Raw genomic sequence first — 15115 nt, forward strand, 5'->3', positions numbered from 1 at the left:
CGCGAATGTGTCAGTTCGCAGGCACGGCGTTGCAATTTTACAAGAAACTCGGGCGACGCATTCAGTTCGCCAGCAACAGGCGGCGCGCGGGCGCATGGCAGCGCGATCGGCTGCGGCGTGCCGGATGAAGTCTGGCGTCAGGAGGCCGATTGCGGGCACGTCATGTGCCATCGAACCCGCCGTTCAAGGCGGGGACCGTGCTCCCATGGGGAGCACGGTCGTGTCCAAAGCCGAAGTTACTTGAACAGCGAGAGGATGCTCTGGCTGTTCTGGTTGGCGATCGAGAGCGCCTGAACGCCGAGCTGCTGCTGGGTCTGCAGCGCCTGGAGGCGGGTCGATTCCGCGTTCATGTCGGCGTCGACGAGCTGGCCGACACCGCGATCCACCGAGTCCATCAGGGTCTTGACGAATTCCGTGTTGGTCGCGATGCGGTTCTTGACGGCACCGAGATTTGCGGCGGCCGACGCCACCGAGTTGATCGCAGTGGTGACCTGCTTGATGTAGCCGTCGAGCGTGGTCTGGTCAGCCGCCGAGTCGGTCAGCGTGGAGATGGTCATATTGGCGACGGACACACCGGAGGTCTGCGTGTCCAGAATGCCGGTGTTGGATGCGCCGCCGGTGGTGAAGAGCGCGTAGTCGGCGGTCGTCACCGTGATCGAACCAATGGTCGGCGTGCCACCAACGCGGGAGTACGACGACACCAGCTTGAAGGTCGCCGGCGTGGCCGTGGTCGAGGCCGAGGTGTCGATGCTCAGCCAGTTGATGCCGTTGAAGGTCGCCGAGTTGGCCTTCAGATTCATATCCTGCTGGATCTGGGTGATATCAGCCTGGATCTTGGCGCGGTCGATACCGGCGGTCTTGGCTTCGACCAGCAGCGCCTGGAGCTTGGTCAGGCCGGAGTCCTTGTCGCCGATAACCGAGCCCAGAGCGGTATATTCGGTATCGACGGTCGCAGCCGACAGTCCGAGCGAGTCGGAGACGGCGGAGAGCGCGGCGTTGTCGGAGCGCATCGAGGTTGCGATCGACCAGTAGGCGGCATTGTCCGAAGCGGTCGAGACGCGCTGGCCGGTGGAGATCCGGTTCTGCGTGGTGGCGAGCTGGGAGCTGACAGACCGCAGCGTCTGCAGCGCGGTCATGGCAGAGGAGTTGGTGAGCAGGCTAGAACTCATTTTTGACGTCCCTTTGAAACGGATTGGATTTTTGGGGACATACCGGGCTTGCACCGGTACGACAGGGCGGCATCATGCCTTTGAGCTGCGAAATGCGCGCTCAACCTGACGTAACGGCGGCGATAGCACGCGAAGTTTGTGCGAGGCTTGCGGCTCCGTGACCGGACCGCGACGGGGTGAGCCAGATCAATGCGAAGAGCCGGCGCGCCAAGGCATGGTGCGTGACCAACGCACGCCCAAATGAAAAGGGCCGCGCTTCGCAAGAAGCGCGGCCCTCCTCAGATGGTTTCGAGGCTTAGCGGAACAGCGAGAGGATGCTCTGGCTGTTCTGGTTGGCGATCGAGAGCGCCTGAACGCCGAGCTGCTGCTGGGTCTGCAGCGCCTGGAGACGGGTCGATTCCGCATTCATGTCGGCGTCGACGAGCTGGCCGACACCGCGGTCCACAGAGTCCATCAAGGTCTTGACGAATTCCGTGTTGGTCGCGATGCGGTTCTTGACGGCGCCGAGATTGGCAGCAGCCGAGGCCACCGAGTTGATCGCAGTGGTGACCTGCTTGATGTAGCCATCGAGCGTGGTCTGGTCGGCCGCCGAGTCGGTCAGCGTGCCGATGGTCATGTTGGAAACCGACACGCCGGAGGTCTGCGTGTCCAGAATGCCGGTGTTGGATGCACCGCCGGTGGTGTAGAGCGCGTAGTCGGCGGTCGTCACGGTGATCGAACCGATGGTCGGCGTGCCGCCGACGCGGGAGTACGACGACACCAGCTTGAAGGTCGCCGGCGTGGCCGTGGTCGAGGCCGAGGTGTCGATGCTCAGCCAGTTGATGCCGTTGAAGGTCGCGGAGCCGGCCTTGAGGTTCATATCCTGCTGGATCTGGGTGATATCAGCCTGGATCTTGGTGCGGTCGATACCGGCGGTCTTGGCTTCGACCAGCAGCGCCTGGAGCTTGGTCAGACCGGAATCCTTGTCGCCGATGACCGAGGTCAGAGCGGTGTATTCGGTGTCGACGGTCGCGGCCGACAGACCGAGCGAGTCGGACACCGCGGAGAGCGCGGCGTTGTCGGAGCGCATCGAGGTTGCGATCGACCAGTAGGCGGCGTTGTCCGAAGCGGTCGAGACACGCTGGCCGGTCGAGATCCGGTTCTGCGTGGTGGCGAGCTGCGTGCTGACATACCGCAGCGTCTGCAGCGCGGTCATGGCGGAGGAGTTGGTGAGGAGGCTAGAACCCATTTTGATGTCCCTTTGAAGATTGGATTGATTGGGGACATACCGGGCTTGCACCGGTACGACAGGGCGGCGTCATGCCTTTGGGCCGCGGAAAAGCGGGTATACCCAACCTGTCGTAGCGGCGAGATTAGCGGGCGAAGCTTGTGCGAGGCTTGTGGCTCTGTGGCCCTGCCGCAACAGGGCCGCCGAAGTTACGGTGTGCGCGTGGCCTCACACCAAACGAAAGGGCCGCGCTTCTCGCGAAGCGCGGCCCTCCCCCGATGGTTTTGAGGCTTAGCGGAACAGCGACAGGATGCTCTGGCTGTTGTTGTTGGCGATCGAGAGCGCCTGAACACCGAGCTGCTGCTGGACCTGGAGGGCCGCCAAACGGGTGGACTCCTGGTTCATGTCGGCGTCGACGAGCTGGCCGACACCGCGGTCAACCGAGTCCATCAGCGACTTCACGAATTCCGTGTTGGTCGCGAGGCGGTTCTTGACGGCACCGAGATTGGCGGCGGCCGAGGCCACCGAGTTGATCGCAGTGGTGACCTGCGCGATGTAGCCATCGAGCGTGGTCTGGTCGGCCGCCGAGTCGGTCAGCGTGCCGATGGCCATGTTGGAAACCGACACGCCGGAGGTCTGCTTGTCCAGGATGCCGGTGTTGGATGCGCCGCCGGTGGTGTAGAGCGCGTAGTCGGCGGTCGTCACCGTGATCGAACCAATGGTCGGCGTGCCGCCGACGCGGGAGTACGACGACACCAGCTTGAAGGTCGCCGGCGTGGCCGTGGTCGAGGCCGAGGTGTCGATGTTCAGCCAGTTGATGCCGTTGAAGGTCGCCGAGTTGGCCTTCAGGTTCATATCCTGCTGGATCTGGGTGACGTCCGCCTGGATCTTGGCGCGGTCGATACCGGCCGTCTTGGCTTCGACCAGCAGCGCCTGGAGCTTGGTCAGACCGGAGTCCTTGTCGCCGATGACCGAGGTCAGAGCGGTGTATTCGGTGTCGACCGTCGCAGCCGACAGACCGAGCGAGTCGGACACCGCGGAGAGCGCGGCGTTGTCGGAGCGCATCGAGGTTGCGATCGACCAGTAGGCGGCGTTGTCCGAAGCGGTCGAGACACGCTGGCCGGTCGAGATCCGGGTCTGCGTGGTGGAGAGCTGCGAGCTGACAGACCGCAGGGTCTGGAGCGCGGTCATGGCGGACGAGTTCGTAAGCAGGCTTGACATTGCAAATGTCCCTTTATGTACGCGTTACATTTTCACGAGGGGACATACCGGGCTTTCACCGGTACGGAGGGGCGGCATCATGCCTTTGGACCGATGTGGGTAGGGTCCAATCCGCCGTGCCGCATTGCTAGCACGCCGAATCTTGCTTCCGGATTAAGATCGCCTTGAATTTCGTAGCAAAATCATATGGTTAACATTAGTCCACGCTAACCATAAACCGCTACGTCCCGCTAACCATAACCAGTCGGCCAGCGGCCGCCGCGCCTACGAGAACGACCGCACCAGTCCGGAGGCGAGCAGATTCCAACCGTCGATCAGCACGAAGAACAGCATCTTGAACGGCAGCGCCAGGATCGTCGGCGGCATCATCATCATGCCCATCGACATGGTCAGCGTCGCCACGATCATGTCGATGACGAGGAACGGCAGGATGATGAGAAATCCGATCTCGAACGAACGCCTGAGTTCGGAGATCATGAAGGCCGGAATGATGACGCGCATGTCGATGCGCTTGTCGTCGAACTTCCTGCGGAAGCTCTCGGCGGCCAGCGCCTCGAAGGTCTGAAGATCCTTGTCGCGGACATGGGCCAGCATGAACTCGCGGAACGGATCGGTGATCTTCAGATAGGCCTCTTCCTCCGAAATCTCGTTCTTCATCAGCGGCTGGACGCCGGTTTCCCAGGCCCGGTCGAAGGTCGGCGCCATCACGTAGAAGGTCATGAACAGCGCGAGACTGATCAACACCAGATTGGCCGGCGTGGTCTGGAGGCCGAGGCCGGCACGCAGGAACGACAGCGCCACCGCAAATCGCGTGAAGCTCGTCACCATGATCAGCAGTCCCGGCGCCACCGACAGCACCGTGATCAGCGCCATCAGCTGGATGATCCGGCCGCTGGTGGAGCCGTTGCCCGGCGGCAGCAGCGAGTTGAGGTCCGGAATCTGGGCCAGCGCCACCTCGGGCAGCACGACCAGAACCAGCGCGAGCAGCAGGACCCTCACTCTCACTGAATCACCAACGTCTCAATGATCAATTCGCGCACCTTGCCCGAGGATCGGATATTGGCGCGCTCGGCGAGGTCGTCGCGCAGGTGCTGGAGCCCGCGCGATCCCTCGAACTGGCCGACCGATGCCGACCGCAGATAGGTCACGATGTCCTCGCTGATGTGCGCGGCCAGGATGCCGGCATCCTCGTCGCTCATGCTCTCGGTCACCATGGAAGCCTCGACACGCGCCCAGTTGTTGGCCGGCGCGGCGAGATTGGTCACGATCGGGGACAGTTTTCGGAGCCGCGCACTGCCGGCGTAGCTCGAGGCAACGGGCGGCGGCGCTGCGCTCTTCTTCGCATCGGCGACGCGTTCTGCCGCCGCGAACAGATGCAGGCCGGCGACCGCGCCTGCACCAATCGCGATCAGGGTCAGCACCACAATGGCCGCAATCAGGCGCATCACGTCCCCTGCCCTCGCGGCGCGGCCCGGCCTGCGCCGCCCTCAGAATGGTGCCACGGCGTCATAGATCCGATGTCCCCATCCAGGCTGCTGCACGTCAGACAGATTTCCACGACCACCATAGGACACGCGCGCCTCGGCGATCTTCTCGTAGGAGATGGTATTGGTGCGCGAGATATCGCGCGGGCGCACGATGCCGCCGACGTTGAGCACCCGCATCTCCGTGTTGACCTTGAACTCCTGCGAGCCGCTGATCATCATATTGCCGTTCGGCAACACGTCGGTGACGACGGCGGCGATCGACAGCTTGATGTCCTCGGTGCGGTCGATCTGGCCGTTGCCCTTGATCTGGGTGTTGGTGTTGAGATTGGCGCTGGTCGAGCCCTTGTCCTGCCATCCCGCCACATCCATCAGCCAGTCGAGGCCGAACTTGATCTGCGAATCGCGCGAGCGGTCGGTCTTGTTGTCGAGCTTGGCTTTGTCCTGCATCGAGATGATCACCGTCACGACGTCGCCGGTGCGTCTGGCGCGGGGATCGCGGTAGAGGTCGGTGCCGTCGTCCCAGGTCGAGCGATAGCTGACGGGCGAGCGCAAGCGTGGCGTCACGGGAATCGGATCGGCCTGCGTCCGCAAGCCGCTCCCGACCGGCGATAAGCGCGGACCAGTCAGGACCTCGGCCGGATCGTTGACGCATCCGGCAAGCGAGAACAGCAACGGGATGAGGATCAGATTCTTCATCTATTTGGTCTTTCCGTCATCCACGCGACGCATGCCGCCGAGCAGATCGGCGAGGTGCGCCGCACGTGCCGTTTCCATCTCGTTGAAGATCGCGCTCGAGCTCCTCGGGCTGAGCTTGGCGAGCACGGCTGCGGCGGTCTCGTCCGCCATGCCGGCGATCTGGGTCGCGGCGGCGTCCGGCTTCATGCGCGAATAGATCTCGACGACCTGCGCTTCGGCCTTCTTCAGGAAGTCGTCGCGCAGCGCCATCCACTTCTCGTATTCGGCGCGCTTGGCCTCGACCTCGGCGATCCGCTCGCGGAGCTGGCTCTCGGCCTTCTCCAGCTCCTTGAGCTGCCACGCCAGCCGCGAATCGACGGCCGGATCGGACACATTGCTACAGAACAGGGCGACCTCGTTGTCCGCAGGTACGGCAGCCTGTGCAGGTGCGGCGGGCTTCGGCGGCACCGTGACGGTGCCGGGCTTGGCCGGGCGCACAGGCGCCGCGGCGGGCGTCGGCGCAGGCTTCTCGGGAGCAGGCACGGCACCCGTGATCGCGGGTCCCGAATCTTCGGCGGCCCACGCCGTCGCCCGGATCGACGCATTGTCGCCCGGTATCGGCGACGCCGGCTTCTGCGGTCCAGGCGCGCGGGCGCGCGCAAAGGACAGCAGGTTGAGCGGCCTCGACGGCCTGGCCTCGTCCAGCGCCAGCACGGGCGACGCGCATCCGAGCGCGGAGGCCGCGACCAGGAGGAGGAGTTTGGCTTTGTGATCCAGCTTCAGCATCGGGCCGCGTGCGATTCTCGGTCGAGACCTGAGCATTGAGCGACCAAGCTTGCACGACGCTTGTGCATCATTGCACGATGACGTCGGCCTGGAGGGCGCCAGCCGTTTTGATCGCCTGGAGGATCGCGATGATGCCCGATGGTTTCAGGCCGATCTGGTTCAGCCCGCGCACCAGGCGCTGAAGATCGACGCCGCTCAGGATCGCCACCTGCGATCCGGCCTCGTTGGCTTCGACGATGGTCTGGGGAACGACGACCGTCTTTCCCTGCGAGAACGGCGCTGGCTGCGACACCACGGGCATCTCCGTGACACGGACCGTCAGATTGCCGTGCGTCACGGCAACGGTCGATATCCGCACGTCGCGCCCGATCACCACGGTGCCGGTGCGCTCGTTGATCACCACCCGCGCCGGCGTGTCCGGCTCGACCGTCAGCTCGCCGATTTCGGCGAGGAAACGGACCGGACCGATGTGGCGCGGCTTCGACAGCACGATGGTGCGGTAATCCCGCTCGAAGGCGATCTGCGCGCGATAACGGCCGCCGGCGTAACGGTTGATCGCATCGAGGATGCGCGTTGCGGTGACGAAATCGGGATTCTTGAGCTCCAGCACCAGGAATTCCATCTCGTGGAGGCTTCCCTGCACCTCGCGCTCGACCAGCGCACCGTTCGGGATCCTGCCCGCCGTCGGCGTGCCCTGGCTGACGTTCTGCGCCTGCCCTCCCACACTGTAACCGGCGACCGTGACCGCGCCTTGCGCCACCGCGTAGACGGCACCGTCCGCCGCGCGCAGCGACGTCATCACCAGTGTGCCGCCGAGCAGCGAGGTCGCATCGCCGAGCGACGACACGGTTACGTCCATGCGCTCGCCCGCACCGATCGACGGTTGCAGATCCGCGGTCACCATCACCGCCGCGACGTTGCGCGTGCGCAGCGTCGTCGGACGCGGGGGGTTGTTGGTGCTGGTGGTCTCGTTCCTGACATTGATGCCCATGTTCTCGAGCATCGATTGCAGGGACTGCTCCGTGAACGGGGCGTTGCGAAGCGTGTCGCCGGTGCCGTTCAGGCCGATGACGAGGCCATAGCCGACGATCTGGTTTTCGCGCAGTCCCTTGATGTCCGCGATGTCCTTGATGCGGACGGCGGCCTGGGCGCTGGCGGCGGAAACCAGCAGGATAAGCGCAAGCAGGACTCTGGTCATGATCCGTCCACGACCTTGACGGTACCGTCCGGCTGGACGACGCCCCGGATGATCACGCCGGTGTCGGTGTTTCGCACCGGAATGAGCGCCCCGGCCGCGCCGGACTGCATCGCGGCGCCGTAAGTGACGATCGACAGGCCGCTGTCTTCCACCACGACCTTGACCATGGCGCCGCGCGCAATGGTCCAGGGATCCTCCACCGAATTGGACGGGATCGGCTGGCCCGGCAGCAATGCGCGTCGCGCCATGCGGCCGACCAGAACCTGCCGTGCCTCGATGAACATGGCAACGCCGAGCACGTTCGGCGCGAAGGCGCGTTCCGTGATCATGTCGTCCCGGATCAGCTCGCCGGCGCGGATCGACACGGCCGGCACCGGAAGCCGCTTCTCCTCGGCCGCAGCGCCGCGCGCCGCGACGAGAACCAGCAGCACGGCGGCCAACCCGCGCACCATCAAGCCCATCCTGTTCAACATCGAGACACCGGAACTAGCGCATGCCCTTCGAGACCGTCGAGGCCATTTCATCCGAGGCCTGAATGACCTTGGCATTCATTTCGTAGGCACGCTGCGCCGAGATCAACTCGGTGATTTCCTTCACCGGGTCGACGTTCGAGGCTTCGAGATATTGCTGATTGATCTTGCCGTAGCCGGAATCGCCCGGCAGTCCGACGACCGGCGTGCCGGACGCCGTGGTCTCGCGATAGAGGTTGCTGCCGAGCGGCTCGAGACCCGCTTCGTTGGCGAAGTTGGCGAGGTTGAGCTGGCCGATCTGCCGCGGGTTGATTTCCGTGTCCAGCTTGGCAAACATCTGGCCGGTCTGGTTGACCGTGACCTGAACCGTTCCCTGCGGCACGGTGATGGCGGGATCCAGCAGATAGCCGTCGATCGTGACGAGCTGGCCGTTGGCATTGGTGTTGAACGAGCCCGCGCGAGTGTATTGCACCTCGTTGTTCGGGCCGAGCACCTGAAACCAGCCGCGGCCGTTGATCGCGAGGTCGTAGGGATTGCCGGTCTGCGTCAGCGCGCCCTGGATGTGCAGCTTGCGGATCGCCGCCGACTTGACGCCGAGGCCGAGATTGGAACCTTCCGGAATCGGCGAGGAGCCGTTGACGTTCGCGACGCCCTGCATGCGGTCCATCTGGTAGAACAGATCGGTGAATTCCGCACGCGCACGCTTGTACGACGTCGAGTTGATGTTGGCGATGTTGTTGGCGATGACTTCGATGTTGGTCTGCTGGGCGTTCATGCCCGTAGCCGCAATGGCGAGCGATTTCACTTACGTCACTCCTTCAGATCAAATCGACATCCGAACGACTTCCTGGTAGGCCTGCACGACCTTGTCGCGAACCGCGACCGCCGTCTGCAAGGCCTGCTCGGCCGACATCAGCGCCTCCACGACGCGCCGGGTCGATTCCTTGCCCTGCATCGCCGAGATCGACGCAGCTTCGCCCGTCTTCAGCGTGCCGATCGCGTCCGTCGTCACCTGCTTCATCACGGATTCGAATCCGACGTCGTCGGTGGACTGGATCGCGGTCGGCGCCGTCGGCGCGATGGCCTGCGCTTCGGTCGCGCGGGATGCGGCCTGGCCGGCGGAAATCGCGGTGGATGAAATCGCCTCAAGCATTGTCAGCTCCTCAGCAGGTCGATGGTCATGCCGAGCATCGACCTCACCTGTTTCACGACCTGGAGATTGGCCTCATAGGACCGGTTGACTTCGCGCATGTCCGCCATCTCGATCATCATGTTGACGTTCGGCAGCTTGACGTAGCCGGCCTTGTCGGCGGCGGGATGCCCCGGATCGTACTCCACGCGGTACGGCGTGGTGTCGACCCCGATCTCCTTGACCTTCGCAAGCTGCGCGCCCGAGGCGCGGTCCATGGCGGCATCGAAGGTGATGGTCTTGCGCTGATAGGGATCGGCACCGGCGACACGCCCCGTCGACGTCGCGTTGGCGAGGTTTTCCGAAACGATGCGCATGCGCGTCGACTGCGATTCGAGCCCGGAGCTCGCGACCGTCAATGACGCCTGCAGGGAGTCCAGCATGTCAATTCACCTCAGCTCTTCGCGCTCGACAACACCATGCGGTGGAACGACCGCACGATCGCCGAGTTCATCGAATAGTCGCGACTGACGTCGCTGCCCTTGATCATTTCCTGCTCGAGGCTGACGGAGTTGCCGGAATGAACGACTTCCCAGCTGTCCTTCTTCGCGGTCTTTCTCGTGTCGGTCTCGGCTGCGGACAATTGCATATGCGAGGGCGATGTCGTCGCAAGCCTGACCGGCATGCCGTCGAGCACCTTGTTGAAGGGCTCGACGTCGCGCGCCTTGAAGCCCGGCGTGTTGGCGTTGGCGACGTTGGTCGCGATGGTCGACTGACGAAGTTCGAGATACCGCGCCTGCGACGATGCGAGTTCGAAGAGATAAAGCGGTCCCACGGCAGCCCCGTTATGATCCATTGGAAAGAAGCTTAGGGCTGCAAGCTTTCGTCAGGCTGATGCGCGAGACGCCATCCTCGGAAATCTACTGAACCTTCTCGGAGCGCGGCGCCTGCTTGGACTGGAGGAAGTAGATGATCTCGGCGACGGGGCGGAAGAACTCCGCCGGAATCACCTGATCGACCTGGACCGCCTCGTAGAGCGCGCGCGCCAGCGCCTTGTTCTCGATCACCGGGATCCGGTTCTGCTCCGCGACTTCGCGGATCTTCAGCGCGATCACGTCCATGCCCTTGGCGACGACCATGGGCGCTGCGTTCTCCTCGCGCTTGTAGCGCAGCGCGATCGCAAAGTGCGTCGGGTTCGCGATCACCAGCGTCGCGCGCGAGGCGGAGGCGATCATGCGCTGGCGCGAGCGGTCGCGCGCCAGCGAGCGCAGGCGTGCCTTGATCAGCGGATCGCCCTCCGCCTGCTTGTGCTCGTCCTTGATCTCCTGCTTGGTCATGCGCAGCTCGCGCCGCCAGTGGAAGCGCGACCAGGCCAGATCGATCGCGACCAGGACGATGGTGGCGATACAGATCGCCGAGACGATCCGCATCGCAATGCTGAGAATCATCTCCGGCAGTGCGACCGGATCGGTGTACATCGCCTCGAACGCCCTCGCTTCCGACGAGCGCAGCACGAAGACGACGACGACCGTCACCGAGACAAGCTTGAACAGAGATTTGGCGAACTCCACGAGCCCCTGCGTTCCGAACAGCCGGCTCCAGCCGCTGATCGGAGAGATTCGCGACAGGTCCGGCTGGATACGGGTCAGCACCAGGCGCGGCGCATTTTGCAGCAGCGATGCGGCGAGACCGAACACCGCCAGGATGACGACGAGCGGCACCAGGAATCGCAGCGCCTGGAGCCCCACCACCGTGAGCAGGTTCTGCGCGTCCGCGCCGTTGCCGAGCGGGAAGCCTTCGGGATCGTCGAGCAGGCTCTTCAGCGTCGGCGTCAATTGCTGCACGCCCTGGCCGATCAGGAACGACATGATCACCATCAGCGCCGCCATCGAGGCAAAGATGGATGCCTCCCGAGAGACCGGGATTTTGCCCTGTTCGAGCGAATCGCGGACTTTCTTCTCGGTCGGCTCTTCTGTCCTGCTCTCCTGATCGGATGTTTCTGCCATGCCCGTTCAGCGGTCAGCGGAAGACCAGCTCATCCTCCTGGTCGGGGTTGAGCTCGATTTCACCCTTCTCCGCGAGGTCGAGTGCGAGGTCGGTGATGACGCGGCGCGCCTCCAGCACGTCGCGCTGGTTCGACGGCTCGCCGATCGCGAGCTCGTGCTCGACGACGCGGCGGACGCGCGAGGCGACCGAAGTCAGGATCGTTTCGCGGAAATGCTTGTCGGTTCCCTTCAACGCGACGACGATGCGATCGGTCGGCACCTGGTCGAAGATCATGGTGCGCGCCTTCGGCGTCAGGTGGATGACGTCGTCGAAGGTGAACAGAAGCTCCTTCAGCACTTCGGCCGATTTCGGCCGCTTCTCCGACAGGCTCTTCAGCATGTCCTCGATGTGGCCGCGCTCCATCTTGTTGATGATGTCGGCGACGCGGGCGTAGGTGTCCGCGCCGAGGTTGCGGGCGAAGTTCAGCGTCAGATCCTCGTGCAGCGTCTTCTCGAGGACCTTCATGGCGTCGTCGACGATCGGCTTGAGGCTGAGTACGCGCCGCATCAGCTCGTTGCGCAGGCTCGAGGGCAGCTGGCTCATCACCTTGGCGGCGCAGGACGGCTTGACCTTGGACAGGATCAGGGCTGCGGTCTGCGGATGCTCCTTGGACAGGTAGGTCGCCAGTGAATTTTCCGACACCGACGAGACACGGTCCCACACCGACCGGCTCGAATTGCCGAGCAGGTCCGACATGATCGCCGAGACCTGGTCGGCGGGAAGCACGTCGCCGAGCACGGCTTCCAGGCCACCGATGGTGCCGAGGATGTTGGCGCCCATCGAAAACTGCTGGGCGAACTCCTCGACGATCGACTCGAGTTCCTGTGCGGTGATCGGCCGCAGCTCGGCCGCAGCCTTGGTGACGATGCGGATATCCTGCGGCTCGAACTGCGAGAGCACGCTCGCGGCCGCCTGCCGGCCCATGGCCAGCAGGAGTGCCGCGACCTTTTCCGTTCCACCCAGCGTGGCAACGCCTCGCTGCTTGATGGGCGCGATACCGACCTGTGCCGCCATGGTCAGGTATCACCCTGCCCCAGCGGTCCGACGATCTCCGTGAGCGAGACGCCGAAGCGGGAATTGTCCTCTTCGACGACGACCACCTCGCCGCGCGCGACGACGCGGCCGTTGACCACGACGTCGACGGGCTCGCCGACGCGGTGATCCAGCGGAACCACCGCGCCGCGACCGAGCTTCATCAGGTTTGCGACCGGAATGGTCGCAGATCCCAGCACGACCTGCATGGTGACGGGAATGCGCAGGATGGCATCGACATTGGCGAACTTGCCGGTTTCCTCCGCGGTGCGCGCGGCGATCTCCGCCAGCCGCTCCAGCGGAGACGCATCGGTGTGCCCCTCGTCGGGGGTCTGGGTGACAGAGTCGTAGTCGAAGGATTGCGCCATTTGGTATCGCCTCTTGGTATTTCGGCTGCCGGAGCGCCGCGACGCTCCGATCGTATCTGTTCCGCCAGTCCCGGCTTCAATGCTTGTTCACGTCAACACCGCTCGCGACCGCAGCCGATTGGAGTCCGCTGCGCGCATCGAGCGCCGCGATCGCCTCGTGGGCCTGGTCGATCTTCGTGCTCAGCACGTTGGCGAGCCGGCCCAGATTTGCGGTGGAATCATGCGCCGCGGTGATGACCGTATCGAAGGCGCCCGCCGTCTCGTGGACGATGGTCGAGAACTCGCCCTGGTAGCTGCGCAGCCGTGCCAGCTCGCGGTGCATCCGCGTCACCCGCATGCTGGTGAAGGCCAGCGCAATCAACAGCACGGCATCAACGAGATAGGATATCATCGACGAACTCCCGTTTCTGATCGACGGGATCTGCCACCTGCATGGCGTAATAGCCATCCAGCTGACCGATCTGACACCAGAACAGCACCTGATTGTTGCTCTCGAGCCGGGCCAGCGTGCGCGGCGTCGCCTCGAGCTCGAGCACCTGTCCGACATGGAATTTCACGACGTCGTCGAGGGATATCATCTTCTCGTCGAGCACCGCGCTCAGCGTGACCTCGGTGCGATGAACCTCGCTCTCCATCTGCTCGCGCCAGCGCGGATCGGCCGCGCGACCGTCGCTGACGACGACGTGCGCGAGCTTCTGGCGCAGCGGGTTGAGCGCAGAGTGCGGAATGATCAGGAACATCTGCCCGCCGCGATAGAGCGCCTGCACCATCATGTTCGCGCAGATCGACATGTTGCTGGCGCGCCCGATCGCCAGCGACGCCATGGCCGTCTCGACCCTCTCGACCCGGAAGGTGACGTTGGACGTGCCGGCGAAGGCGCCTTGCAGCGCCTTGGCGAACCGCTCGAACAGCGCCTGGACCAGCCGGATCTCGATGTTCGAGAAGGTGCGCTCCACATCGAGCGGCGGCTCGGCGCCATCGGAGCCGAACATCGCCTCGACCATCGTGAACACGAAGTCGCGGTCCAGCATGATGATGACGCGCGAGTCCCACTGCTCGGCATAGAGCACGGCGGCAACCGCGTTGCCCTCGTAGTCCTTGATGATGTCGCCAAGCGGGTCGTTGGTGATGCCGTTGACCGAGAAGTAGCAGGGCGTTCCGGCCATCGGCTGCAGGCTGTCGGTGCACGATGCCGCCATGCGATCGAAGATCACATTGAGCATCGGCATGCGCTCGATCGATATGCCGGCAGCGTCCAGCAGATAGTTCGGCAGTTGCTTGCGCTGGTCGACGTCTTCCATCATCATGCGCGTGCCGCCTTCGGTTCAGCCTCGGCGACGACGGCCTTGGGACCTGCAATCGTCTCGTTCTCGACGACATCGATCGAGGGCCGCTCACTGCTCGCGATCATCTTTCGGCCGTGCTCGACGGCGATCTGCGGCATGGCGCCGTTCATGAATGCCAGCAGCGTCTGCTTGACGATGATGTAGGGCCGGCATCGCTTCTCGCGCGTCATCTTGATCTTGATCGCAAAGGGCGAAAGGACGCCGTAGGACAGGAAGATGCCGGCAAAGGTACCGACGAGCGCCGCGCCGATGAAGCCGCCGAGCAGCTTCGGCGACTGGTCGAGTGCGCCCATGGCCTTGATCACGCCGAGCACGGCGGCGACGATGCCGAGCGCCGGCAGCGCCTCGGACACGACCACTATCGAATTGTAGGGGGCGAGCTTGGCCTTCACGATGGTGTGGATCTCTTCGTCCATCAGCGCTTCGATCTCGTGGGTACGCGCATTGCCCATGATGATGAGGCGGACATAGTCGCAGATGAATTGGAGCAGCGGCGGGTCGCCGAGCACGCTCGGGAACGCCTTGAAGATTTCCGAGGACGCGGGATCGTCGATATGCGCCTCGACCTCGTTGCGGCCCTTGCCCCGCAGCTCGCGCATCAGGGCGTGGAGCGCTCCGAGCAGATCGAGGTAATAGCGCTCACCCGGCACGGCGCCGGTGATGGCCTGCATGCAGGCCACCCCGGTGTCCACGACCGTTTTCCACGGATTGGCCACGATGAAGGTGCCGACCGCGGTGCCCATGATGATCACGAACTCCCACGGCTGCATGAGCACGGCCAGATGCCCGCCCATGGCGGCAAAACCGCCGAGCAGTGCCGCCACCGTGATGAAAATCCCCACGAAACTGCCCAACGCGCCGCTCCATCGCCAATCCCACCGGGAATATCTAGTCGGCGACGCTTGCGCGAAGCTGGCTTCGCGGTCGCCAGCCCCGCGCAAGCATTTCGCGGCAGCTTGAGGGAGGTCGCAAGAGCGGCCA

19 protein-coding genes are annotated in these 15115 nt (G+C 64.1%); all 19 read right to left on the reverse strand.

Features of this window, described 5'->3' with window-relative positions; translation table 11 throughout:
• Positions 1 to 236: 236 nt before the first annotated feature.
• The 19 genes from I3J27_RS29935 to motA all read right to left on the reverse strand — a co-directional run bounded on the left by I3J27_RS29935 (position 237) and on the right by motA (position 14988).
• Entirely contained in the window at positions 237 to 1169 is a 933-nt protein-coding gene (locus tag I3J27_RS29935; protein WP_270162470.1) for a flagellin N-terminal helical domain-containing protein, read from the reverse strand.
• Positions 1170 to 1464: 295 nt separating this feature from the next.
• The gene (locus I3J27_RS29940) at positions 1465 to 2397 is read right to left on the reverse strand and encodes a flagellin N-terminal helical domain-containing protein (protein WP_270162471.1); all 933 of its coding nucleotides are present in this window, start codon (positions 2395 to 2397) and stop codon (positions 1465 to 1467) included.
• A gap of 270 nt (positions 2398 to 2667) precedes the next feature.
• Positions 2668 to 3597, reverse strand: coding sequence for a flagellin N-terminal helical domain-containing protein (locus I3J27_RS29945; protein WP_270162472.1), 930 nt, complete (start codon positions 3595 to 3597; stop codon positions 2668 to 2670).
• A 264-nt stretch (positions 3598 to 3861) separates the two neighbouring features.
• A complete protein-coding gene (gene fliP, locus I3J27_RS29950; RefSeq protein WP_270162473.1) occupies positions 3862 to 4602 on the reverse strand; it encodes a flagellar type III secretion system pore protein FliP in 741 nt (246 codons plus the stop codon).
• Positions 4599 to 5042 carry a flagellar basal body-associated FliL family protein gene (locus I3J27_RS29955; RefSeq protein ID WP_270162474.1) on the reverse strand — a complete coding sequence of 148 codons (444 nt, stop codon included), beginning with the start codon at positions 5040 to 5042 and terminating at the stop codon, positions 4599 to 4601. Before I3J27_RS29955 ends, fliP begins: the two co-directional genes overlap by 4 nt.
• A 42-nt stretch (positions 5043 to 5084) precedes the next feature.
• Positions 5085 to 5780 carry a flagellar basal body L-ring protein FlgH gene (gene flgH / locus I3J27_RS29960; protein WP_270162475.1) on the reverse strand — a complete coding sequence of 232 codons (696 nt, stop codon included), beginning with the start codon at positions 5778 to 5780 and terminating at the stop codon, positions 5085 to 5087.
• Positions 5781 to 6545: a MotE family protein gene (locus tag I3J27_RS29965; protein ID WP_270162476.1), complete on the reverse strand. Its 765-nt coding sequence runs from the start codon at positions 6543 to 6545 to the stop codon at positions 5781 to 5783.
• A 67-nt stretch (positions 6546 to 6612) separates the two neighbouring features.
• A complete protein-coding gene (flgI, locus tag I3J27_RS29970; RefSeq protein ID WP_270162477.1) occupies positions 6613 to 7743 on the reverse strand; it encodes a flagellar basal body P-ring protein FlgI in 1131 nt (376 codons plus the stop codon).
• Entirely contained in the window at positions 7740 to 8195 is a 456-nt protein-coding gene (gene flgA, locus I3J27_RS29975) for a flagellar basal body P-ring formation chaperone FlgA (protein ID WP_270162478.1), read from the reverse strand. Before flgA ends, flgI begins: the two co-directional genes overlap by 4 nt.
• 34 nt (positions 8196 to 8229) lie before the next feature.
• A complete protein-coding gene (gene flgG, locus I3J27_RS29980; protein ID WP_270162479.1) occupies positions 8230 to 9018 on the reverse strand; it encodes a flagellar basal-body rod protein FlgG in 789 nt (262 codons plus the stop codon).
• Positions 9019 to 9036: 18 nt separating this feature from the next.
• The gene (gene fliE / locus I3J27_RS29985) at positions 9037 to 9366 is read right to left on the reverse strand and encodes a flagellar hook-basal body complex protein FliE (protein ID WP_270162480.1); all 330 of its coding nucleotides are present in this window, start codon (positions 9364 to 9366) and stop codon (positions 9037 to 9039) included.
• A 2-nt stretch (positions 9367 to 9368) separates the two neighbouring features.
• Positions 9369 to 9785: a flagellar basal body rod protein FlgC gene (gene flgC, locus I3J27_RS29990; RefSeq protein ID WP_270162481.1), complete on the reverse strand. Its 417-nt coding sequence runs from the start codon at positions 9783 to 9785 to the stop codon at positions 9369 to 9371.
• Between the two features lie 11 nt (positions 9786 to 9796).
• Positions 9797 to 10198 (reverse strand): flagellar basal body rod protein FlgB, encoded by a 402-nt coding sequence (flgB, locus tag I3J27_RS29995; RefSeq protein ID WP_270162482.1) that lies wholly within the window; start codon positions 10196 to 10198, stop codon positions 9797 to 9799.
• A gap of 64 nt (positions 10199 to 10262) precedes the next feature.
• Positions 10263 to 11348 (reverse strand): flagellar biosynthesis protein FlhB, encoded by a 1086-nt coding sequence (gene flhB, locus I3J27_RS30000; protein ID WP_270162483.1) that lies wholly within the window; start codon positions 11346 to 11348, stop codon positions 10263 to 10265.
• Positions 11349 to 11361: 13 nt separating this feature from the next.
• Positions 11362 to 12402, reverse strand: coding sequence for a flagellar motor switch protein FliG (locus I3J27_RS30005; RefSeq protein WP_270162484.1), 1041 nt, complete (start codon positions 12400 to 12402; stop codon positions 11362 to 11364).
• A gap of 2 nt (positions 12403 to 12404) precedes the next feature.
• On the reverse strand, positions 12405 to 12788 hold the full coding sequence (gene fliN, locus I3J27_RS30010; protein WP_270162485.1) for a flagellar motor switch protein FliN: 384 nt from the start codon (positions 12786 to 12788) through the stop codon (positions 12405 to 12407).
• A 76-nt stretch (positions 12789 to 12864) separates the two neighbouring features.
• Positions 12865 to 13179 carry a hypothetical protein gene (locus I3J27_RS30015; protein WP_270162486.1) on the reverse strand — a complete coding sequence of 105 codons (315 nt, stop codon included), beginning with the start codon at positions 13177 to 13179 and terminating at the stop codon, positions 12865 to 12867.
• A complete protein-coding gene (locus I3J27_RS30020) occupies positions 13160 to 14095 on the reverse strand; it encodes a flagellar motor switch protein FliM (protein WP_270162487.1) in 936 nt (311 codons plus the stop codon). Before I3J27_RS30020 ends, I3J27_RS30015 begins: the two co-directional genes overlap by 20 nt.
• A complete protein-coding gene (gene motA / locus I3J27_RS30025; RefSeq protein ID WP_270162488.1) occupies positions 14092 to 14988 on the reverse strand; it encodes a flagellar motor stator protein MotA in 897 nt (298 codons plus the stop codon). Before motA ends, I3J27_RS30020 begins: the two co-directional genes overlap by 4 nt.
• Positions 14989 to 15115: the final 127 nt, after the last annotated feature.

The organism is Bradyrhizobium xenonodulans (genome assembly GCF_027594865.1).
Taxonomy (GTDB): Bacteria; Pseudomonadota; Alphaproteobacteria; order Rhizobiales; family Xanthobacteraceae; genus Bradyrhizobium; species Bradyrhizobium xenonodulans.